25 protein-coding genes are annotated in these 20,001 nt (G+C 39.5%); 6 read left to right on the top strand and 19 right to left on the bottom strand.

The features are described 5' to 3' along the window. Window positions 1–2: 2 nt before the first annotated feature. From C1N60_RS11910 to C1N60_RS11945, 8 genes are all read right to left on the bottom strand, one after another. Window positions 3–905 carry a hypothetical protein gene (locus C1N60_RS11910; RefSeq protein ID WP_394520891.1) on the bottom strand — a complete coding sequence of 301 codons (903 nt, stop codon included), beginning with the start codon at window positions 903–905 and terminating at the stop codon, window positions 3–5. Window positions 906–919: 14 nt separating this feature from the next. Further along, complete coding sequence (locus C1N60_RS11915) at window positions 920–1,225, bottom strand: phage adaptor protein (protein ID WP_394520892.1); 306 nt, start codon at window positions 1,223–1,225, stop codon at window positions 920–922. Between the two features lie 69 nt (window positions 1,226–1,294). Then, window positions 1,295–1,558 carry a phage adaptor protein gene (locus C1N60_RS11920; protein ID WP_394520893.1) on the bottom strand — a complete coding sequence of 88 codons (264 nt, stop codon included), beginning with the start codon at window positions 1,556–1,558 and terminating at the stop codon, window positions 1,295–1,297. A gap of 102 nt (window positions 1,559–1,660) precedes the next feature. Then, window positions 1,661–2,563, bottom strand: coding sequence for an SU10 major capsid protein (locus C1N60_RS11925; protein ID WP_394520894.1), 903 nt, complete (start codon window positions 2,561–2,563; stop codon window positions 1,661–1,663). 17 nt (window positions 2,564–2,580) lie between these two features. After that, on the bottom strand, window positions 2,581–3,579 hold the full coding sequence (locus tag C1N60_RS11930) for a hypothetical protein (RefSeq protein WP_394520895.1): 999 nt from the start codon (window positions 3,577–3,579) through the stop codon (window positions 2,581–2,583). 65 nt (window positions 3,580–3,644) lie between these two features. Continuing rightward, window positions 3,645–3,905, bottom strand: coding sequence for a hypothetical protein (locus tag C1N60_RS11935; protein ID WP_394520896.1), 261 nt, complete (start codon window positions 3,903–3,905; stop codon window positions 3,645–3,647). Window positions 3,906–3,963: 58 nt separating this feature from the next. Continuing rightward, window positions 3,964–4,227 (bottom strand): hypothetical protein, encoded by a 264-nt coding sequence (locus C1N60_RS11940; protein ID WP_394520897.1) that lies wholly within the window; start codon window positions 4,225–4,227, stop codon window positions 3,964–3,966. Window positions 4,228–4,244: 17 nt separating this feature from the next. Then, on the bottom strand, window positions 4,245–5,024 hold the full coding sequence (locus tag C1N60_RS11945) for an Ig-like domain-containing protein (protein WP_094620533.1): 780 nt from the start codon (window positions 5,022–5,024) through the stop codon (window positions 4,245–4,247). 1,540 nt (window positions 5,025–6,564) lie between these two features. On the opposite strand from C1N60_RS11945, the gene C1N60_RS11950 reads away from it, so the two are divergent. Then, the gene (locus C1N60_RS11950; protein WP_108479763.1) at window positions 6,565–6,630 is read left to right on the top strand and encodes a YSIRK-type signal peptide-containing protein; all 66 of its coding nucleotides are present in this window, start codon (window positions 6,565–6,567) and stop codon (window positions 6,628–6,630) included. Window positions 6,631–7,332: 702 nt separating this feature from the next. Here the strand turns inward: C1N60_RS11950 and C1N60_RS11955 are convergent. The 10 genes from C1N60_RS11955 to C1N60_RS12000 all read right to left on the bottom strand — a co-directional run bounded on the left by C1N60_RS11955 (window position 7,333) and on the right by C1N60_RS12000 (window position 14,097). Continuing rightward, window positions 7,333–8,859, bottom strand: coding sequence for a terminase large subunit domain-containing protein (locus C1N60_RS11955; protein WP_394520898.1), 1,527 nt, complete (start codon window positions 8,857–8,859; stop codon window positions 7,333–7,335). An 11-nt stretch (window positions 8,860–8,870) separates the two neighbouring features. Beyond that, window positions 8,871–9,245 (bottom strand): hypothetical protein, encoded by a 375-nt coding sequence (locus C1N60_RS11960; RefSeq protein ID WP_094620554.1) that lies wholly within the window; start codon window positions 9,243–9,245, stop codon window positions 8,871–8,873. Between the two features lie 2 nt (window positions 9,246–9,247). Continuing rightward, window positions 9,248–9,610 carry a hypothetical protein gene (locus tag C1N60_RS11965; RefSeq protein WP_394520899.1) on the bottom strand — a complete coding sequence of 121 codons (363 nt, stop codon included), beginning with the start codon at window positions 9,608–9,610 and terminating at the stop codon, window positions 9,248–9,250. 4 nt (window positions 9,611–9,614) lie between these two features. Next, on the bottom strand, window positions 9,615–9,896 hold the full coding sequence (locus tag C1N60_RS11970; RefSeq protein ID WP_394520900.1) for a hypothetical protein: 282 nt from the start codon (window positions 9,894–9,896) through the stop codon (window positions 9,615–9,617). A gap of 44 nt (window positions 9,897–9,940) precedes the next feature. Then, a complete protein-coding gene (locus tag C1N60_RS11975; protein WP_394520901.1) occupies window positions 9,941–10,801 on the bottom strand; it encodes a DNA-directed RNA polymerase in 861 nt (286 codons plus the stop codon). 35 nt (window positions 10,802–10,836) lie between these two features. Continuing rightward, complete coding sequence (locus C1N60_RS11980; RefSeq protein WP_394520902.1) at window positions 10,837–12,627, bottom strand: hypothetical protein; 1,791 nt, start codon at window positions 12,625–12,627, stop codon at window positions 10,837–10,839. Between the two features lies 1 nt (window position 12,628). Beyond that, window positions 12,629–12,763: a hypothetical protein gene (locus C1N60_RS11985; protein WP_256991968.1), complete on the bottom strand. Its 135-nt coding sequence runs from the start codon at window positions 12,761–12,763 to the stop codon at window positions 12,629–12,631. A 29-nt stretch (window positions 12,764–12,792) separates the two neighbouring features. Next, window positions 12,793–13,179 carry a PDDEXK family nuclease gene (locus tag C1N60_RS11990; RefSeq protein WP_394520903.1) on the bottom strand — a complete coding sequence of 129 codons (387 nt, stop codon included), beginning with the start codon at window positions 13,177–13,179 and terminating at the stop codon, window positions 12,793–12,795. 233 nt (window positions 13,180–13,412) lie between these two features. After that, the gene (locus C1N60_RS11995; RefSeq protein ID WP_394520904.1) at window positions 13,413–13,745 is read right to left on the bottom strand and encodes a hypothetical protein; all 333 of its coding nucleotides are present in this window, start codon (window positions 13,743–13,745) and stop codon (window positions 13,413–13,415) included. Window positions 13,746–13,755: 10 nt separating this feature from the next. Continuing rightward, the gene (locus C1N60_RS12000; protein ID WP_394520905.1) at window positions 13,756–14,097 is read right to left on the bottom strand and encodes a hypothetical protein; all 342 of its coding nucleotides are present in this window, start codon (window positions 14,095–14,097) and stop codon (window positions 13,756–13,758) included. 512 nt (window positions 14,098–14,609) lie between these two features. Here C1N60_RS12000 and C1N60_RS12005 point away from each other — a divergent pair. From C1N60_RS12005 to C1N60_RS12025, 5 genes are all read left to right on the top strand, one after another. Then, window positions 14,610–14,777: a hypothetical protein gene (locus C1N60_RS12005; protein ID WP_171002456.1), complete on the top strand. Its 168-nt coding sequence runs from the start codon at window positions 14,610–14,612 to the stop codon at window positions 14,775–14,777. A gap of 84 nt (window positions 14,778–14,861) precedes the next feature. After that, complete coding sequence (locus tag C1N60_RS12010) at window positions 14,862–16,310, top strand: hypothetical protein (protein WP_394520906.1); 1,449 nt, start codon at window positions 14,862–14,864, stop codon at window positions 16,308–16,310. A 77-nt stretch (window positions 16,311–16,387) separates the two neighbouring features. Continuing rightward, on the top strand, window positions 16,388–16,954 hold the full coding sequence (locus C1N60_RS12015) for a hypothetical protein (RefSeq protein WP_394520907.1): 567 nt from the start codon (window positions 16,388–16,390) through the stop codon (window positions 16,952–16,954). Between the two features lie 291 nt (window positions 16,955–17,245). Further along, window positions 17,246–17,479, top strand: coding sequence for a hypothetical protein (locus C1N60_RS12020; RefSeq protein WP_394520908.1), 234 nt, complete (start codon window positions 17,246–17,248; stop codon window positions 17,477–17,479). A 121-nt stretch (window positions 17,480–17,600) separates the two neighbouring features. Continuing rightward, the gene (locus tag C1N60_RS12025; RefSeq protein ID WP_394520909.1) at window positions 17,601–18,122 is read left to right on the top strand and encodes a hypothetical protein; all 522 of its coding nucleotides are present in this window, start codon (window positions 17,601–17,603) and stop codon (window positions 18,120–18,122) included. A 49-nt stretch (window positions 18,123–18,171) separates the two neighbouring features. Here C1N60_RS12025 and C1N60_RS12030 read toward each other — a convergent pair whose 3' ends face one another. After that, the gene (locus tag C1N60_RS12030) at window positions 18,172–19,986 is read right to left on the bottom strand and encodes a recombinase family protein (RefSeq protein WP_394520910.1); all 1,815 of its coding nucleotides are present in this window, start codon (window positions 19,984–19,986) and stop codon (window positions 18,172–18,174) included. Window positions 19,987–20,001: the final 15 nt, after the last annotated feature.

Below are 20,001 nucleotides of genomic sequence, written 5' to 3' on the forward strand. Positions count from 1 at the left end.
TATTAATTCATGTTAAACCATCCACCATTAAAGAAGCCTAACCATGTATTACCACCGTCATAGCTGGCGAGAGTAAGTACATCCATTATGTTTGCATCTAATGATAGTTGTGGTTTTCTGTCCTGTGACCACTTCACGTTTGCAGGCCAATTAATGGCACGATCACCAAAAACATCTTGCAGTACTAACAATGTAATCTGACGAAATGCAGACTCGCCGCCATATGGTGCAAAGGTGAGATTAGTACTGGCACGGTCTAACGTAATGTGAAATACGGATGCAGTACTTGCGTCAATTTTGATCGAGTCTGCACCAGCCAACGTTTGTAATTTGTAGTTGGAAGCAATTGGAAACGGGTTTGCTTCCGTATAGTACCGGTACTTCATGCCAGTACTTGTTTTTGCGAAGATTACGCCATCCTCCTGTAGTCCTAATATAGCCTTAGAGTTACCGTGCATGATCTCTAAATCGGTTGTGAGATTGTTCATACGTAACTCAGAACCGTTTGCCCCAAATGCCAGCCCAACACCCTCATTAGGTGTGGTTGCGTTGAAGGAGAACAGCCCTGTGATGGTCTGTGCCGTAGTCTTTACTGCTACATCAGGTTTACTGGTAATGTCATTCCAGCCTGGCGACCATGTTACAGAACGGGCACCAACCATATCTGCCGTGTAGTCACCCTTTTGTGGGTACACAGCCCCATGACGCTCATTGAATAGAGCGACACCAGATACAGCACCTGCTGCCAGTTCCATGTAGTGCTTTGCCTGATCTGCATCGGCTGCGGCTGATGACTGTGAGTTAGTCGCACTGGTAGCTGCCAGTTCTGCACGCTTGGCGTTTTCCTCACTGCTACTGATCCATTGCGGATCGTCTGTAGCGAGAGAATCAAAAATCCCTGCCATTTAATATCTCCTTTTTAATAGTACCGCGTGATGTTGTCTGAGTTAGCCCACGTCACTAAAGTACTTCCCTGATATGATTCCCTTAGTAGTTGTTCCTGTAGTCCTGCTAACGAAGTTTCAGCCATGTTACGCCAGTACTGAGCCTGGTCTGGCTGACCGTCAAAGATGTATGCTTGCTCCAGTGCTACCCATAACAGGAAGTCTGGTACGGCAATCAGATACAGGTTGCTGGAATTACTTACATCAAGCTTTTCTGGTGCAATGTAATACACAACTTCGAAAGCGGTATCAGTACTGACAGCTTTATCCAGCTTGTACATGTTGGATACTGAGGCAAAGGCTATTGGCTGATTAGAGTAGTTCTGTACGTCATAGATCTTTTCATAAGACTAACGATACAGAATCTGATTGTTAGAACGGTTACGGATTGATTTTAATTCCAGTAGGTTTTTAGGTGCAGTCAGATAGTCATAGCCTGCACTCACAGTGAACACATCCACCTTTTCAGCAGCAGGATGACGTAAACGGCGATCTAATTCAGTTTCGGCAAAGTACACCCACGCTGGAATTTTACTAATGAAATAAGCTTCCTTAGTATCAACGTATTTTTGTACATCCGTGTACAGGTCAGATACGTTTTGGTATTGAGCCATTTTATATCCTTATAAAATAAAAAAGGGTAAGGCACAGACAAAATTTGTCATTATGCCCTACCCTTGAGGATTGGTTAATTAAGTACTAAGCACTCAATTCAATTAAACTTTAACGTTAGTGATTAGACCAGCAGATTTGAATGAGCGGTTTTTCAAGCCACATTCAACGATTAGTTGACGTGCTTCGCTATCACCAGTTTTAGCCAGTTCATTTAGGCTATATGGACGTAGAGTAACAAGTTCCCACATAGATGAATCGAATACGTAAATGTCACCAATACCAGTACTTGCATCATACTTTGCAAGGCGGTTATTAATAATATCTACCGCACCTACTGGAGATGTATAACGAACGACATCATTAACGATCTCAGTGCCGTTACCTACATCACGTAGTACTCCATCACGTTGAGAAATGGCTTTAACCAGTGCATTACGTACACGTGGGTGACACATGATGTAGTCTGGCGTTGCACCATTCTCGAATAGACGAGTTAGAAGTTCATCAATTACATCAAGAGTAATTACAGCGGATGCCTGATCAATAACGTTACCAGCATCAACCTGTGCCTGATAAGACGCAGTTAAACGGCCTACAGAAGCAGTCTCACCTGTTTTAGCCTGGCCTGATAGAAACGCAAATTCCTGATCACGTTTTAGTTCTTTAGCACGTAGTTCAACCTGATGTGCAAGCTTTTGTTTTTGACCAGCAATACTTGTAACCATTGCAGAACCAGACAGGCGTACAGTCTTGGTAAAGATTTGCGTATAGTTGTCGTGTTCGATTAGAACATTGTCAACATGGTCTTTTGCGTCAGCACCTTCTTTTGCACTGTTACTACCAGCGGCTGCAAGTTCTTCTTCAGTCCAGTAAAATAGTACGTTATCAATAGTACTTTTACCGATCATCGAAAGGAACGGGGTGGATTCTGGTGAGATGTTCTCGACAATATCAGACAGTGCTTTGTGTTGTCCCTTTAGATTGGCAGTTAATTGTTGTGCCATATACTTCTCCTAATTTCTTATAATAATTTTGATAGCAGATCCTGTGTAACTTTGGATTGTTCCCTGCCCCTCAACTGTTTTTGTCTTTGAAGTCCTTTCTCGATTTGTCGAGATTTACTTCCTTTTTGATCTGTCTTTTTAACAGGGGCACTCAAATGTGATTTAGACTCAATCTCTTTTTTCTTCTCAGTTTTTACGTTCTTGTTAGTACGCTCCTGTAGCTTCTGGTATTGCATTGCGTCATACACAATGTCCCATGCTTCAGGCGAGGTCATGCTTAGTACTTGATCCTCTGTAAATCCACGGTTTGATAGAAATTTGTCTAACTCATTAATAGTACCGGCATTGAAGCCATCACGAGTACTCGCCATCTCTTTAAAGATGTTCTCGATTGTTTTTGCGTTTGTTTCACGCATAGAATTTGATGTTTCACGTAAAATATCATCAGCTAATTCTGCGTCTTTTTTAGCTTGAATATAACGTGTGTGAAATTGATCGTACTGTTCAGGGGTAGTTTGTTTGCGTAACCCATCCCAACCGCCCAATTGCTTTAATGCACCATCTAATCGTTCCATTTCGATGTTTGCATTGAACTTGACAGCCTCAGACCGTTCAACTGCTTTGGTCAGTTCTGCTTCAAGTGCTTTACGCTGAGTTGCAATCTCTTGCGTCTTCTTGGTAAATGCCGCTTGTCGCATGTACCCACTTTTGAGTTCACTACCCTTTACGGTAACTTCCTCACCGTCGATAGTAAGTGTGAAGTCATGATCATCAATGTTGCTGGCCTCAGTACTATCAGTACTGTCATCATCGCTTTCATGTTCTTCATCTTCGCTATCTGCGGTTGACTCTTCTTCTGCTTCATAATCGTCTTCATCGTCATGAGTACTTTCTTCGGTAGTTGATTCGTCGGTGTCAAGTTCCTCTTTTTCCACATCATGAGATTGTTCCGCTGGGGAGTCTGCTGGCGATTCAGAATCTAAGAAACTTATAATTTCGTTTGTTGTTTCGGACATAAGTATTCCTCACTATGCATAGTGATAAAGGTTATATTTGTAAGATGTATTATTTCAGTTATTACTTAATAGTAGTCTGATTCATCTATAGGCTTGGAAAGAATATTTTCTTGTTCTGCTGCACTGAATTTAAGTGCTTTGATCTTTCCAATAATACGTTGTAGTGCCTGATACTCATAGTGAGAAATCACAGCATCATCAGGTGACTTTTTAATCCCTGATAAAATATCTTCTTCGACTTGCACAAGAATCTCTTTGAATACTGGATTGTTCAAACACTCTGAACGCAAGGATTCAAACTTTTTTAGTACTTCATTGTCATTCATTCATGCACTCCATAAATTAATCCCGTATTTCAGTACGGGTTCCATTTAGTGGACTACTTTACTCAACTTCAGATACAGAAATCACAGCACTGGTGTAGCTGATATTCTTGATAAAAATATCTCCAGTACTGGATACGGTAATAGAGAATGGTGTAACAAGTTCAAAGCCATCGTGAGAAGTGTTTGAAGTAGTTCTGATAACGATCTTTGCAGTCGATTTGTTTTGTACTAACAGTACCTTTCCTACTGAGTCAGGGAATACTGCATACAAAGAGATTTCACCATCAGCGGGGATAGTGTAATCAGGGTAAGTAGTTTTCATTGTTATTCCTTATTTAATTATTGTGGATCTACCTGGAAGTACGAACTGTCACTTGCTTCTGCACCCCTGAACTTAGCTTTAACGCCTATACGGGTATTGCCATCAGTGATGCCGGTAGCGAGTCCAGTACTGCTGATAGAGGCAACGGCGGGGTCATTGCTGAAGAACTCAAGTACCAGTTCTGGATGAGTAACAACTTCAGCAGGACTGATCGTGTACGTTAGCTGGTAAGTCTCCCCAACTTTGATAGTACTGGTACTGTCTGTGTAAGCTGAGAAGGTTGAGGTAACAACGCCAGAGCTATCCGTAACAGTACTGCCATCGGTGTTAGTCAACGTGACGGCAATACTTACCCCACTACCATCTTTCAGTACCGTCCAGGTGCTATCTGCATTGATCTGAACAACGGTACTGTCAGTGGATGAGTACTGTGCGGTATAGCCGGTAGAGGCTTCTGGATTCGTCGTGAAAGGTACTTGAGGGTTTGTACTACCGATAATCGCTAAGCCCACAGAGCTAAGGTATACGGCCTCTGCGGGTACTACTGGTGCGTTAGTACTGTCAGTCTTGAGGATACCGATAGAAGCGGTTCGGTATGTCTTATTGGTGAGATATACGGTTACGTCCTGATCAACAACTAAGGTTTCCCCTACCTGTAATTCGTATCCCTGCATTGTATTGTTTGAAGCACTTATTAGTACTGGAGTAGTTTTAGGCTGAATCAAATATGGTGCAGTTTGATTTACTTCCTGAGTACTATTAGGTGCTAATGAAATGTCGCTTAGTGTTTCGGACATTATTAACTCCTGTAATTTTAGGGGAAATCCATTCCCCCTTTAAATTGATGTGAAAATATTATTTCCAGATTTAATTTCAGCCTGAGCCATTTCTTCTTTAAGAGCTTCTTCTTTCTCAAGTAGTGCCTGCTTATCAGCCATGTTCTGCAACTTGCCATCGGTTTCATCCTGCTTGCGGATCTGCTCATGTGCCATGTTTTGCATGTCTGCCTGAGCTTGCTGCTCCTGAAGCACAACCTTACGTTCATCCAGTTCAAGCTGCTTCTGAGCCATGTTGTTCGCAGTACTTTGAAGTACCTGATTCTGATCTGAAAGCTGCTGTAGCTGTTGAGCCATCTGCTGCATTTGCTGTTGTAGCTGAGATAGCTGCTGCGTGAGCTGGTCTTTTTGCTGGATAGTACTGTCATCGTTCATGTAGTACTGAGCATCTGCAATATCCATGAGTTCATAACTCTTCACCATCGCGGCACGGATGTTACTTGCACTGGCTAACTTAGCGAGTTCAGTACCTGGTGCAGCCGTTGCCAGTACTTGTGCAAGGTTGCCGTACTTCTGGCTTTGTTCAAGTTTGGCTGTAGTACCCAATGGTGTCTTGATACGTACATCACGTAGTTCAGGCCATTCGTTGGGGTTAATAGTAAGTCGCTCACCATCTACCTGTAGTTCCCATGTACTGAAGTTTTCACGCAACATGTTGTACAGAGTTTTGACAAGAGGAATGATCGCACCGTTGAGTAGTGTGTTGATCACACTCTTCTGTACTAACTGTCCTTCTGACAAAATCATTGCGGCTGATTGAGTACTGGAGCCTGCCGCAAGAGCTTCACCTAACATGCCCTGACCAACAAACGACATACCCGTACCGGATTCACGCATGGTATCGAGCATCTGTAGTAGTCCGGCTGAATCACCCATCAATGCAGAAAGCTGGATAGGGTTGATCGTGCCTGGATTTTTTACTGCAATACCAGTACCTGGACTGGTGTTAAAAATATCTCGTACATTGTGAAGCTGTTCAGGGTTGTACTCAAAGCGTGGACGGCTTGCCATTTCGTTATACACGAACTGTTGGCGTAGTAATCCGGTACGGGCACTCTGAATACTCTTTGTTAGGTCAACCATGCCCTCACCCCAAAACATATGAGGTCTTGGGATTGGTGAAGTACCGCAATAAGGTACTTCATCTGTTTCCTGATATGCTAAAAGTACGCCTTCGCAATAAAATACCTGATAAAGTTTTGATACTGCTATTTCCTTATCAGTACCTACAGTCTCTTCCACGGATGATTTGATATATAACTCATATAGCTCTACCTCACGTTGTGAGTTGTCAAGAGAATCATCATCATTATCCAGTACTAAACCGGATTTACGGGATAGTGATGCAATATTACTATCAGCATCGTCATCATTACACTTCTCCCAAACTTCCTGTACTTTATCTTCATCAATGCCCATTTCTAATAGAGTACTGATAGTTGTCATCGCTTTATGACCAACAATACGAGCATCTTTAATACCACGTGCATCTTTATTGATAATGAAGTTTTCAGCAGGTACGGCTTCAATCTTGATTGCTTTTACTTTTGAGACTAAAACAAAGTAGCCAGTATAAAGAGTCTGCTCCATAACAGTACTGATACCTGTTACATCCATCTGCCCGAGTAGAGATGTTGGCTCTACCGGCATATCATTGCTGATCTGTTCGTCTTTCCTGTCTGTAACGATAACCTCTACTGATTCGTACTGATCATCAGACTCAAGCTGAGCCTGTCTGAACTGAATCACATCCTGTGTTTGTTCTGTGAAGAATTCCTTTTCGATCTTGTTCTCTTCACGAATGATAGGACGCATGACAGAGGCACTACTTACCATCGCATCTTTGAAAAACGCACGGTAAAGGGTTTGTCTGTCGTTGTCGCTATCCAGTACATCATTGAGTACTTGATTGATTACTTTCAGTGTTACTGGTGATGTAATGCCATCAGGCACTACCTCAAGTGACTCACCGCTACTGAATGCATCCATACATGCTGCTACATAGTGTTCAACTGTTGCGGTACAAGTATTGTCAACAAACGAAGGTTCGCCTTCACGCTTCTTAGGCAAAGTACCGTTATAGTACCCCCAATTTTCGGTAATCTTTGGACGAATACTTTCTTCAAGATACTCTTCGCAATCTTCTACATCTGCCCGTACTTGCTTCAGTAGTGCTTCTTCAAAAGCTTCTAACTTTTCCGAGGATAAATTAGGTGTTCGACCTGAAGTCAGGTCTGTATATTTAAAATCCATTTTAATTATTTCTCCGTTAGTAAGTATCGTATGTGTTTGTGTACTTACTCCATTCGTTAGTACTGATTACTTTATTAGTACCTCTTGTTTCGTGATCGTATTCAGATACGCCAAACTTATTGATTGCCATGATGTTATATCTAAAGCTATCAATGAAATGGTTATCTTTGTCGATAAAGTTTCCGTCTTCATCATATGAATACAGGCTGAACTCTTTTAAGAATCCAGTACATTTAGGGTGTACTTTAAGTTTCCCTGACAGCATTAATTCACGCATGAATATAATGCCTGATTTAACAGTACGGTCTTTACCTGTGGGATCAAAGTACCAGTTACGTGCATATTCTTTAGTTAAAATTAATCCTGCACCTTCAAAGATAGATTGGTATGTAGCTCCTAATCCCCTTTCAGACTTTGCATCTGTAGGTAAGATCATGGGTATATATCCCTGCTGCATTGGCCTTACACCGGCTGCACAAATTATTGCATCTGTCTTTGTGTATGACTTCTCGTCATAGAGGTAGTAAGTACCGTCATCGGGATTGTAAGCAATGAAACTGAATACCATGTCATCGCTGTAGCCTAAGTCTGCTGCGGCCATGCGTTTCCAGTGCTTACCGATCTCGAATGTATTATCAAGTAGGCTTTCCTTTAAGATACCGGCGAACACAGCACCACTACCGGCACTTGGGATACCCTCAATACTGAACTGTCTGGCCCACGGTTCGATCTGCTCATTCATCTTCACCTTTTCTTCATCGGTGAACCTGTTGCTGTCCCATAGCGTTACGTGTACTAAACCGCTGTGGTGAGTACCGTCTTCTTCCCAGAACTGTTTGATTACTTCATCAAGTCCTTTCTCTGGCGTTGCTACGTAAAGTACTCGACCGCGTGAAGTCCAGGTACGCTTCTTAACCTGGCTGAAAATGTCTTCTGGTACTTGTTCATCAAGTAACGCAAAGTCGATTTCCATTCCCATGAGAGTACCAACGCCAGCACTGTACACATCAAAGGTGATGCGGCTTTCACCGTCACATACACCTGCTGCATCATAATGCTTCACGTATACAGTACTGACAGTGTTCTGAAGCCCCGTCTTAGGGATAAGCTTTACTATATCTTGTCTTGGTATCCAGCCGCTGCCGCGTGAATCAGAAGTACCAAGTATGCATTCAGCAGTACATTTAGGCCGGTTGATCTGGCTCCAGTCCCAGCCCATTACAAGTACGTTTATTGGTTTGGTATAGCGGTGTCCTGTCCATCCTTCAGGGTATCGGCCTGTAGCATGTATGACAGTTTCATAAGTACCAAAGTATGTCTTCCCGAGGCGGTTTCCGGCACATACCATCCTGAAATCTTCAGTACTACCTAACGTGATCGCGTCTACCTGCCACTGGTCAGGTTCAAAGAACTCAAGCTTGTTGTATTCCCTGTAATCCTTACAGGCTTGTAGATAGTTCAGTACTGAAACTTTTTCTTCATTGGTGAGAGTACTGACATATGCTGATATATCTTGAATGTGATCCAATAGGGTTAAATCCATTTAACGCCCCTTTATTTTTTATCTAATAATTTTTTAATTGCGTCCTCAACATTGTTAGGTTCAATAGTGTTATTAATTTCTACGTTTGAACGTATTGCTTTGGCAAAGTATGGTGCGGCGTTATTCGCTGCTTTTAAAGCACGCTGAAATGAACGCTCGTACTCTTCGCTATGTAAGTCATGCGTCTTTAAAGTAATTGCAAGGTCTTCATAAGCATCATTAGCAATAAGGAATAATATTTCTGCAATATTCTTGTATCCTTCCTGCTCATAGCGAGCTTGCATCTGTAATGTATCTTCATTGAGTTTTGGTGAGAGTCGTGCTTTCCGTGCTTTGCTTCTGTCCTGTACATAGGTAGTACGTTTCTTTTTATTTTCTTCAGCCATGATTAGTACCCTTCTTTGAAGGAATACCCATGCACGTTTAACCAGGTTTTACCGATAATTGATTCTGCGGCGGCATATGGAATATTGATAGTTTTACAGTACTGTTCCAGTGCAGAGACAGGTACTACCTGAATGACTTCATAGTTCTTGATTACTAATACTACATTCTCACCTTCGATTGGTTTAGTACTAACACTGTTAACAGCATCAACTACATCAGCAAGCGATTGATGAAACTTGATTTGTAGATCTGATTTGAGGTTCTTGAGTGAGCGAGTTTTTACTAATGTTGTGATGCCTAATGTGTTGGCATAATCAAGTACTTCATCTTTAGTACTCAGTGCGTTTAGATATTCCTTATCCATATTATTATCCTGTAATTGTAATGTTCAATACTGCATCCCTGTGAGTTAAATTGTGCAGAACTAAACTGGTGCATGTAATTTTTATTTCATCGAGTACTTTAATTGATCCTTTGGTGAGATCATCACTGATAAGTACTGTGACACCTGATTTATTCTGAATAACCAGAGTTTGAGTATCTGTTAATGAAAGTACTGAAAACACGTTCACAGTACTCTCTTTGGGAACGGTAATATCAGTCGATAATTTCAAATTGATAAACCGCTGCTTAATGATTGATGTGTCCATGTGAGTTCTCCTTTTCATCTAATCCATTAAGTAGGCGGCTTTAATTACATATAAGCGTTATATGCCGTTTTAAGGTCTTCTTCCCAGGTATCCCATGTATCTTCAGTAGGTACTTGCTTTAGCTCATCTGGTACTGCTTCTGGCGGTATGCCATCCAGTAACTGATCTTTGAGGTTTTCGAAGTACTCATTTTTTGCCACAGCCAGTAGTGAGTTGGTTACGGCAGTCTTAGTATTTTCAATGTTGTTGGGATGTACGCCTACGGAGTCGTGAATGTAGGCCATATCTGCTTCTAACATACCGTGTTTGATAAGGTGCAGTAGTGCAGCATCGGCACTGTGTATGATGGATGGTACTGAACTACTGGTAGTCTTGCGTTTGTTGGTAGTACTGGTCTTCTTGTTGATACGGCTGGTTAGCGTCTTCCCGTGTACCTTGTAGCTTAGAGAGATCGATTGTTCTTCATAAACTCTTAGTACTACGGGGAAGTTATTAAGCGGATTCACGAACTCAATTACATCTTTATTCTTTAGTACAAACGCCAGCAATTTACGAAAGTACCCAAGAAATTTCATAGCACTTGGTACACCTTCTTCCATTGACCAGAATATCATATTGGTCATCATGGTTATTTCAGAAGGAGTAAGTGAGTAGATAAAGCCATCATCAAATGTTTTAAGCTGGCTTATTACGTCTTGTCTTGATGTTCTTTGAGTGCCGCCATAGTTAGTAATGACCATCACTGATTTCTTAAATGTTTTACGTGCAAATACTTCATCGGCATGTTCAGTCATTTTAATGCACAAGTCACGTTGAGCGATTAAAGTACTCAATGTCTGTTCTACTGATAGTTTTTTATTACGGCAAGATTCGATCAATTTTAATTGCAGGTGATTAATATCCATGTACCCCGTCCTTAGTTATGAATGGGGAACTATCCTTAGTTCCCCATGTAATTTAGCTTTTCTGGTTCGTGTATTTGGTAATACGCTTTTAGCATTGTATTTATCTCTTCATCGCTTTGAGCGGCGATTTCAGTACACATAGCTTTGCAGGTATCAGCTACGGCTTTGTATGCATCAGGCAGTTCATCAGTACTGTTAGGTAACAGATTCGTTAGCCCCGCTGCCTTAGAACATTTCTGTACTAACGCCTGTATCTGGATTGCAGAACTGGTAGCGTCGATGTAGGCGAGTATGCCGGTTTGGTAAGTACTGTCTTTGTTGTGCATATAGAGCGTGTACATGATGTTCAGTGCCTGTAGTACTTCATCTTCATCAAGCAGATCAATCACACTGTAATCACTGTGTTCGATACACTTTGTGAATGCCTCATGTAGCTCCTGTACGCGGTTGTACCGTGCGTTGGTACTCTTCTTACTGAATCCCTCAATCATCCCACCAAGCAGTACCTGAAGCTGGTATACGCCGCTATCGGTAAGCCTATCAGTACTGAAACTTCGTACCAGTGCCTTAGCGAGTGAGTTACCCTGGAATGACAGAGACGTATTGTAGGTATAGACACGGCCACGGTTATCACAGAACACAGGGTGATAAAACTTCTCGTACTGGCTGAAGAACTCAACATCCGTTAACGTCTGTTCCCATCCCCGTGCTTTACCTACTGTACTGGTAGCGTTCACCAGTTCTTCGCTCAGTTTGTCGATTTCATCATTAGCGTTAAGTGCATCACTAATGTGTTGCGTCTTCACATCCTCATCTTTCGTTTGAGTACTGAGATAGTTACTGGTTTTCGCTTTCTTCTGGAGTTTTGCAACCTGGGCATTAATCTCTTTAACCTGCTTGTTTAGTTCGATCTGCATCTTCTTGATGTTGTTATTAAAGTACTTCATTACTGATGGATGTTTGCATTGCTTCATCCAATAAAGGAACTCAGTATTAACAGCCCATTCAGTACTCTGCATTTTATTGATGGTATCGAAGAACATCTTGCCTTCGTTGTCACTTGTGAACTTGTACTGTCTTACTTCAGCCCACTCAGGATTTTTGAGTACTGGAGATTTAATTTCCAGATAACCGCCATCGTGATCGAGTAGGTTGCTATGAGGTAGCGGCGGAACAAGCATAGGTTTGTACGCGGCATGGCTTTCTTCAATAGTATTCAGTAGTTCTTCTTTGCTGATCTGTAGAGTACTGAACTCTGGTTTAATCTTGATAATTATCCCGTCTGATAAGTTTTGAGTTTCGAAGTACTTACAGTAATCGGTTGCAACGTAAATTCTTACCAGTTGGATTACGCCAGCAAGAGCATCATCTGGAGCTTCGCCAAAGAAGTTGTAGCTTTGCATATAATAGTTGGCGATCTTTCTGCAAAAAACAGTTAGTACAATATTCTCTCTTACCATCAACTTAGTTAGTTCTTTTGTTATGAAGTACGCCAGCAAAGTAATTGGGTTTTCATAACGAGGAACAAACAAAGAGTACTTCGCTGCGTTTGTCACATCCTTCTGGTACATCAAAGACTGCTTTTCAATAAGAGCTGTATAGAATTTTGATTTACGGGCTTTCTTCAATTCGCTTTCGATGGATTCATACAGAAAGGTTTGTACAGTACTGAATGTTTCAAGGAAGAATTGCTTCCCTCTTGGTAAGTCCAGTACTGAACCGTTTCCTTTCGCTGCCCTTTCGTAACTACCTGAAGCTTGAAGCAGGTCTTTCTCATAGCCTTGCATCAGTAACTTTCTTTCAAGTTCCCTTTGTAATTCTTCCATATTAATTGTAATCCCCGTAGAAGTTGTAGTTATGAACAGCTTCATCAGTCCATTTCAATTCACCTGTTAATTCATCATTGCTATCTGGAAGGTAATATGTATCTTCAAAATCATCTTCGTACTCGTATTCATCCATTTTTATAAACTCCGTTAGTTAATTTAATATCACGGAGTATTTATCAATTCTTTTAGGTTTTGCGTGTAAAAGAAACGGAAGCCGTTCTTAGTAGCCCATTCTTCCTGAGTCTGCTTAGTACCGTCCTTACGCTTTTTTGCATTAGGCATAGGGGTATTAGCTTTCATGAATAAAAATACTATTTCGTGATCAGCGGGAAGTACTTCACGTACATGTTTGTATTTGGCTGCCTCAGTACTGGTACGGAATCTGCCCTTAGATTCAATGAGGTAAGTTTTAGTATCAGTGCAGAACTTGAAATCTGGCTCGTAACGGGAAGGTATTGTGTATTGGATAGTATTTTCAGGATGGTATTCTAATTGCGGAAACTGCTTATCTATTTGTTGTTCGAATTTCGAATCATACTTTTTTGTCATATTGTCTAAGTCCTTTTATGGTCTTTATCAGTGCATCGTTCCTTGTTGCACATTCGCTATAGATGCCTTGGTACTCAATCAGGGCTTGCATGAGGGCTTTACCGGAAGTATCTGTAGGTATTGGCGTGTCATTACTACATGGCTGTAGAAGTGATTGTTGTTCGATTACAGGGGCTACTTGTACTGGAGTACTACAGGCAGTCAGTAGTAGAGCAACGCCGATGAGAGCAGCCTTAAGGCTTCTTGTCACGTAGTGCATTGCTCGCCTCCTTGTACCGCTTCAATAGCTCTATGCCCTCTTGCTCAATGCATTGCTGTGAATAGATAGGCCGTTCAATGATCGTCTGTGAGTCCCTGAGTACCTTAAAATCCTGATCTTTTAACTCATTGAGTTTTGCTGTTAGTTGTTCTGCTTGTTGGTACTGCATATCACTGATCTCTTTTTTGATAGATGCAGTAACGTTTTTTTCGAGGTTCATTTCATAACCTGTGTAGTACGTATTTGCTTTCCATCCAGAAAAGACAGAAAGCAGTACTATTAAAATCATTGCTTTGTAAGAAGCCATAGGCGATTCCTCAGTACTTTCTTGGGAGTACTTTTATGTATGTGTTGATGTAGTCAATGAAGCGAAAGAGATCCCTTACAATAATTCTCAACCAATCAGTATCAATTCCATTTATTGTGCTAATATTGAATGCGTAATCCCTCCAATCAGTGTCATCATCAATAGGCAGTTCAAGTATGTTTGTATTTAATACATCTGGTTCCTGTTCCCTTTTTGAGTACTTCACAATGTAGATGTCTCCATAAACTGCATTGCAAACCACATAAGTGAGTCCATGATCCATTGTAATACGTTCTGTTTTGCTCTCATATGTAAACACCCCATTACTGAGGGTAATATCTAATTCTCTCATTTGAATTCCTTTTTTGAGTAGTTGTCCATTGAGTAGAAGTCTTTGAGTTGTACATATGAAAAGCGAGAGCAATTCAGTACCTATCAAGTACAGATCAAAAAAAATGCGTTGTTAGTACAGTGAGCGTCAGCGAGATGTACTAACAAAAGCCGTTGGGGTTTCCTGTCAGGGAAACACCTACGTCAATCTACCTATATAGGTTTTAACATTCAAAGAGGGATTACATCCCTCTTCTCTTACATCTCTCGTTGTTCTCGCTGTCGCTCGTACAACAAGAAATGTACTCGTTTTTAATTTTATGTCGAAAAGATCCTTATATAATTTTTATTAAGGAATTATTCGACACAATCAACACATGTCTGCAAATTCGACATTCCCTGTATGCAATCAAATCTCAACCCGAATTGAATTCATTTCAATGCCTTTTAATCAGGACAACCATAAATACTACAAATAATCCTGAAACAAAAAAAATTTATGTCCTATACTAATATTAAACAAAGGAGTCAAACATGAACAGGAACTCAATTACAGAAGAGAACAAAATTGAACGAATTGCCTGCCGTATTACTACTGAACAGCGGGAACACCTCGAAAAATTAACCGATAGCTACGGCTTTAGATCTATGTCAGCAGCAGTTCAAAGCCTCATTGAAGAATCAATGAAAAAAAACAAATAAAATATGAAGAAAAACTCTCATTATTGAGGGTTTTTGTTCGCCTGCGATAAATACTTCATACATTAACAGATAAAGGAATATCTAATGATAAACTATATTAGTACTCAACCTGGCACTGGTAAAACTCACTACATGATTAGTGAAGTTATTAAAACATATAAAGATGTCAAACATCTGATTGTGCAGCCAACAATGAAACTTCAAGAAGAAACCAATGAAGCTTTATCTCTTATTGGTGAACACGTCAAACTACTCAATACAGATAGCAAAAACGAAAATCTCATTCAAGATATTCGTACTGCCTTGCGTGATGATTCAGTACGTGTATTACTAATCACTGAACGCATGTTTTATTTGTTAGCTCCAAGTGAATTGAAAAAACATAAAACATGGATGGACGATTGCATTGAATTTTCAAAGAATTACTTTACTGGCATTGCACTAAACGATTACGACAATTGGAGTACTATCTTCAATGAGACAGTTTTCCAATTTATATCCGTACATAATGCACACTTTGATAATGTAGTACTTAATGAAGCTACACCTGAAATGAGTGATGAAGTAGTACATATCATAACTAAGCTTAAATCATTGATGCGTGGCTTTAACAAATTAGCTGTAAACAATGATTATGCTAATAACCCTCCCAAAGAAGATCAAAAGAGATTTATTACATTAGTTGGATGGCATGACCTTTCAGACTATTGCAGTTTAGATATTTGTTATATGGCAAATGATTTCGATTCAAGTTTATTGTACCAGTACAATCAGAGTTATTTTGTAAAAGTAAACTTTACTGGTAAAGCTAACATTGATACAAACCGCTTGGATGTACGTTATTTTGTCCCAAGTACAAGCTTGAAGTTTGGTTTAACAAAGGGATATACAGAAGATGTAGAAGGCAAGAATCTACTTAATAATATGGTAGCGTATATCAATAGTAATGAAAGCAAGCTTTATTATACGGAAAATACAAATATTACTCTTGATGTTGGTGAAAAGTACTCACCAAATTTACGTGGTATTAATACTCTCCAGCATATGAATACTTGTGCATGGTTTAGCTGCATGAACGGCACAACTCCTGAAATTAATACCTATAAAAAGTTATTCGGATTTACAAGTAATCAAATCAAAACAGAAAGGGAATATTCAGTACTTTTCCAATTTATTTGTCGTGGCGGTATTCGTCGTAGAGATAGTACTGAAAAAATGGTTGTATATGTTGTTAGCGAGGATCAAGCACGTTTTATATCAAATAATCCTACATATATCGATTTGAATATAACTCATAAAAAAGCCACAAAACCTGGCCCTATACCTAAATTAACTGAGGAACAACAATTAGCGTGGAATGCATACAAAACACAATTTAAACGACTAATGAAGAAAAATGAAAAAATGGGTATAAATATTCAACCAGAAAAAGTTGAAGACTTTATTAAAAGAATAAATCTCAATGAAGAACTTTCTAATTACATCAATGTACAATTCGAAAAGTTCCTAACTAAACTAAACAACAAAAAATAACTCTATTTATGGCACTTCATGGATGATTGGCCATAAATACTACACAAGATAAAACCTAACTATGAAAAGGATTTCATATGAAAAGAAAACTCACCCTTCGTGATAAAGCAGTACGTGCATATAACTCTATGGTACTTCGCTGTAAAGCTAACAAGAACTATCAGCACATCGCTATTGATACTGCATGGATCAACAACCGCGAATTATACATTGCTAATTTCATGCAAGGCTACAAACCAAATTGGCATTTAGATAAGGATTTAAAAGTACCCTACTCTAACCTTTATAGTGCTGACACTTGTATGTTCGTCCCTGCACATATCAATAATATCTTACGTGGTAAAAAGTCAAACAGTCGTGGTAATGCTGATAATTCTGTAGTACTTCCATTAGGTGTTAGCATTTCGAAAAGTAGTAAAAACCCATACCAAGCACATTGTAAAATTAATGGTAAGCAAACCCACTTAGGGTTGTTCAGTACTCCAGAGGCTGCACATCGTGCATGGCAATTAGGGAAGATTGATCAATTGCAGTACGCACTTATGGATACAGAATTAACCTCTGAAATCATTGAAGCTTTAGAGCAATGGATTAATATCATTATTTGCGATGTTGAAGCAGGACGTGAAACAAAATTAGATTAATAAGAAGCCAGTACTATGATTGTGAAGTACTGGAACTTAATGTTATATCCTCAAGTACTTAGTACTAATACTTCAGTCTTGATTACTGGTGAAATACCGCCATTGATATATCTTTTCTATTTTCAGTAATTTTTAGGACAAAAGACATTAAAAACAGAGGGTTATAGCAAACAGCTTTCTGTAAATTTTTTTGGTTCTGTTTAGAATTAATCGTTATTTTTTTTAGCTTTAATCACCTATTATTTTCTCACAGCAGCAATCACAGCAAAATTTAACATTTGGAAAAATGAAATGACCGACAATACTTTGTTAGTACAGTGCCTATTCAACAAGATTGTTCCTGTTGGGAAACTTACACCGCTCCAAACAGTATTAATAAAATTGGATGAGGATTCATTTAGAATCAACTATGATGAAATGAAAAAAATGATGGTTAGAATCAGCATGACTGCTGATAATCAAAAAGTGATAAAGAAAGTTGTTGAAAAAGAGTGGAAGAGAATCAAAAAAGCCAAGAGTAATTAATGCTAAGAAGTGTATAGAATTTAATAGATTCTGGAATCTTAAATCATCCTTAGTAAAATTAACACAAAATGTTTTAACACAGCATTAACTCTAATAATATTTGATTAAAAAGGTAATTACGATGAATACATCTTCTAACGCTACAGTTATGGCCTCCGTATACCCAAAAGTTGAAGGATACATTAAAAAGAATATGGTTGGCTATATGAGCACTTCCGTTTGCGTATTAAATACTGATGATGAAAACCAATCGAAATTATACTTATGCGATAAAGATAGCGATGTTGGTACGTACCAGTTTTCTATTAATGAAGAAGATTCAGTTGTAGTATCTGATTACTTCGACGAAGATGAGGTGTTTGGTACATATGGTCTATATGAAGGTTCTAAGTTCAACAAGGACTTTGATCTGAATATCAAGTTCAACAACATCGTGTACTTTCTGAGTCTTTTACAGCAAGAGAAGGCTTACATGTACATCAACATTGATGACGACATGATTCAACATCAAAATCTGATCATGCGTAAAGGATGGACAGATCGTCGCATCAAGCAAGTTTTTGGCATTAAGCCGTATGAGTTTGGTGAGCGTTGGTACTCTTTATTGGATGTACTTAAAGAAGAGGGAAAGGCTAATCTTTAAAATAAAAGAAAATAAAAAACCCAGTACTGTAAGGTACTGGGTTTTTTTGTTATTTGCGAGGCCAGAATAACTTACCGTCTATTGCTGGATAACCAACTACCTGTAGTGCTTTAACAACAGTTTTGAGAGCATGACCTGCTGCTTCAGCTTCTTGATTTTTGAGTGCAAGTATCTTATCAAATAGTTCGTTGTTCATTTCTAATGCTTGTTTGGCTTGCTCAAAACCATCTGACCGCTTAACCAAATCTGGCACACCAAAATAAAAACGCCATTCATCCTTTTCATCCCCTGCTTCAAACGTGAAATCTGTACCGTCTTTAGTAACGTAATAAATCGTTATCTTCTTATCTGCTTTCCAAACTACGGCTTTATCTATAGTACTTCTAACGATTTCTCTAATCTTAACCCTTTCAGGATGGTCAACCGTTTCGATAATCGGCCATTGAATAGTTTCAAAGTAGTTCATCATAAGTTCTTCAAAGTGGCTACTCTCTTGAAGAAGGTTATTTTGCTGTAGTTTATCAAGATGCAAGTTTAGTACTTGTCTTTCTTCATTTAACTTTTTGATGCTTTCAACAACTTCAGCTACATTTCCTAAGCCAGCACTTATCAACTCAGTCAGGTTAGTAATCCTTGCCGTCACAGAAACAATCTTATCATTGGTTTCATTTATTTGGGTTTCATAATCTACTTTTTCTTTATTATCTTTATTCTTATAGATGAAAGCGTATGTGACAGCATACATTAAGGTATGCTCGACTAACTCACCACTTAATGACCAAGTACGACAACCTTTTAATTTCTTAAGTTTATCATCTTTACTTTTTAAGTTGCCAGCAGCCCTACCTTTTTCACAGAGGTATCTAATTGTATCTTTATGCCTCATTGCCATCATTGTAGAGCCACAATGACCACATCTGAAAAGGCGAAGACCCGCCATCAAATTTATCTGATTTTTCTCGCCTGTAGTTATGTACTTGTTGTTTTGCTGAATGTCCTGTAACCGTGCAAACTCTGCTTCTGTAACCAACGCCGGATAATAACCTTCAAGCTTATATTCAATACCTTTTACGCTTAAGATACGTAATCCATAAACAGCCGGATTAGTACGTAACTTTCGCACATTTGGTACTGACCACATTTTACCTTTCCAGCCTTCAGGGAATCGTGTGTTAAGTTCTTTGCAAACCTTAAAGGCAGAAGCCCCTTCTAAGAATAGTTCCATAGCGTACTGTGCTACCTGCCAGTACTGAGGATGTTTGCGTACTTGTTCATCATATGCAGTACTTGCATCTATCCAGAATGGATGAGAACCAACACTTTTGATTGTTGTAGGCAGTCCAGATTTGAATCTTTTAATCCTTTCTAAAGCATTATCCTCCACCCTATTTTTTTTAGTATTAGACTCTTCGTTGGCCCTACTGAACAACATTATCGAGTACATCAGGTCGAAGGGATTCGTGTTTACCGATTCCTTTGAATAACTTCTTTCATCTATACCTGTAACTATGGTTATCCCTAAATCAAGCAACTGAAGGAACAGTTTGTTTGCAGTAATTATGTCGCTTCTTGATATGCGATCCTGGCTCTCTACATAGAGTACTGAATCTCTTGGTATCAGCCCTTCTTCTACGGCATCTATGAACTTACCTAACTCACCTACTTTGGAAGTACTGTTAGACGCTCGTGCTGCATTTCTTCCACGGAACGCAGAAACGCCAGCGTCGATCATAGTGACCAGTTCATAGCCATGTTTAAGAGCATACCTTCTTGCACCCTCTAACTGGCGTTCTTCAGTCGTCCCGCCGTTCTTCCCCTGCACGGCACTTGACCAACGTATGTATGAAAACAGCTTACTTTTCATTTAGTGTTCACTTTT

Source organism: Pantoea sp. SGAir0184, from assembly GCF_043544755.1.

Bases quoted from the DNA above. Each gene is read 5' to 3' on its own strand.
- C1N60_RS12015 (WP_394520907.1), top strand. From the start codon at position 16,388: ATGAAAAGAAAACTCACCCTTCGTGATAAAGCAGTACGTGCATATAAC.
- C1N60_RS11995 (WP_394520904.1), bottom strand. From the start codon at position 13,745: ATGGCTTCTTACAAAGCAATGATTTTAATAGTACTGCTTTCTGTCTTT.
- C1N60_RS11930 (WP_394520895.1), bottom strand. From the start codon at position 3,579: ATGTCCGAAACAACAAACGAAATTATAAGTTTCTTAGATTCTGAATCG.
- C1N60_RS11970 (WP_394520900.1), bottom strand. From the start codon at position 9,896: ATGGACACATCAATCATTAAGCAGCGGTTTATCAATTTGAAATTATCG.
- C1N60_RS11985 (WP_256991968.1), bottom strand. From the start codon at position 12,763: ATGGATGAATACGAGTACGAAGATGATTTTGAAGATACATATTACCTT.
- C1N60_RS11955 (WP_394520898.1), bottom strand. From the start codon at position 8,859: ATGGATTTAACCCTATTGGATCACATTCAAGATATATCAGCATATGTC.
- C1N60_RS12010 (WP_394520906.1), top strand. From the start codon at position 14,862: ATGATAAACTATATTAGTACTCAACCTGGCACTGGTAAAACTCACTAC.
- C1N60_RS11990 (WP_394520903.1), bottom strand. From the start codon at position 13,179: ATGACAAAAAAGTATGATTCGAAATTCGAACAACAAATAGATAAGCAG.
- C1N60_RS11980 (WP_394520902.1), bottom strand. From the start codon at position 12,627: ATGGAAGAATTACAAAGGGAACTTGAAAGAAAGTTACTGATGCAAGGC.
- C1N60_RS12005 (WP_171002456.1), top strand. From the start codon at position 14,610: ATGAACAGGAACTCAATTACAGAAGAGAACAAAATTGAACGAATTGCC.
- C1N60_RS11960 (WP_094620554.1), bottom strand. From the start codon at position 9,245: ATGGCTGAAGAAAATAAAAAGAAACGTACTACCTATGTACAGGACAGA.
- C1N60_RS11910 (WP_394520891.1), bottom strand. From the start codon at position 905: ATGGCAGGGATTTTTGATTCTCTCGCTACAGACGATCCGCAATGGATC.
- C1N60_RS11975 (WP_394520901.1), bottom strand. From the start codon at position 10,801: ATGGATATTAATCACCTGCAATTAAAATTGATCGAATCTTGCCGTAAT.
- C1N60_RS11965 (WP_394520899.1), bottom strand. From the start codon at position 9,610: ATGGATAAGGAATATCTAAACGCACTGAGTACTAAAGATGAAGTACTT.
- C1N60_RS12025 (WP_394520909.1), top strand. From the start codon at position 17,601: ATGAATACATCTTCTAACGCTACAGTTATGGCCTCCGTATACCCAAAA.
- C1N60_RS12020 (WP_394520908.1), top strand. From the start codon at position 17,246: ATGACCGACAATACTTTGTTAGTACAGTGCCTATTCAACAAGATTGTT.
- C1N60_RS11925 (WP_394520894.1), bottom strand. From the start codon at position 2,563: ATGGCACAACAATTAACTGCCAATCTAAAGGGACAACACAAAGCACTG.
- C1N60_RS12030 (WP_394520910.1), bottom strand. From the start codon at position 19,986: ATGAAAAGTAAGCTGTTTTCATACATACGTTGGTCAAGTGCCGTGCAG.
- C1N60_RS11920 (WP_394520893.1), bottom strand. From the start codon at position 1,558: ATGGCTCAATACCAAAACGTATCTGACCTGTACACGGATGTACAAAAA.
- C1N60_RS11915 (WP_394520892.1), bottom strand. From the start codon at position 1,225: ATGTACAAGCTGGATAAAGCTGTCAGTACTGATACCGCTTTCGAAGTT.
- C1N60_RS11940 (WP_394520897.1), bottom strand. From the start codon at position 4,227: ATGAAAACTACTTACCCTGATTACACTATCCCCGCTGATGGTGAAATC.
- C1N60_RS11945 (WP_094620533.1), bottom strand. From the start codon at position 5,024: ATGTCCGAAACACTAAGCGACATTTCATTAGCACCTAATAGTACTCAG.
- C1N60_RS12000 (WP_394520905.1), bottom strand. From the start codon at position 14,097: ATGAGAGAATTAGATATTACCCTCAGTAATGGGGTGTTTACATATGAG.
- C1N60_RS11935 (WP_394520896.1), bottom strand. From the start codon at position 3,905: ATGAATGACAATGAAGTACTAAAAAAGTTTGAATCCTTGCGTTCAGAG.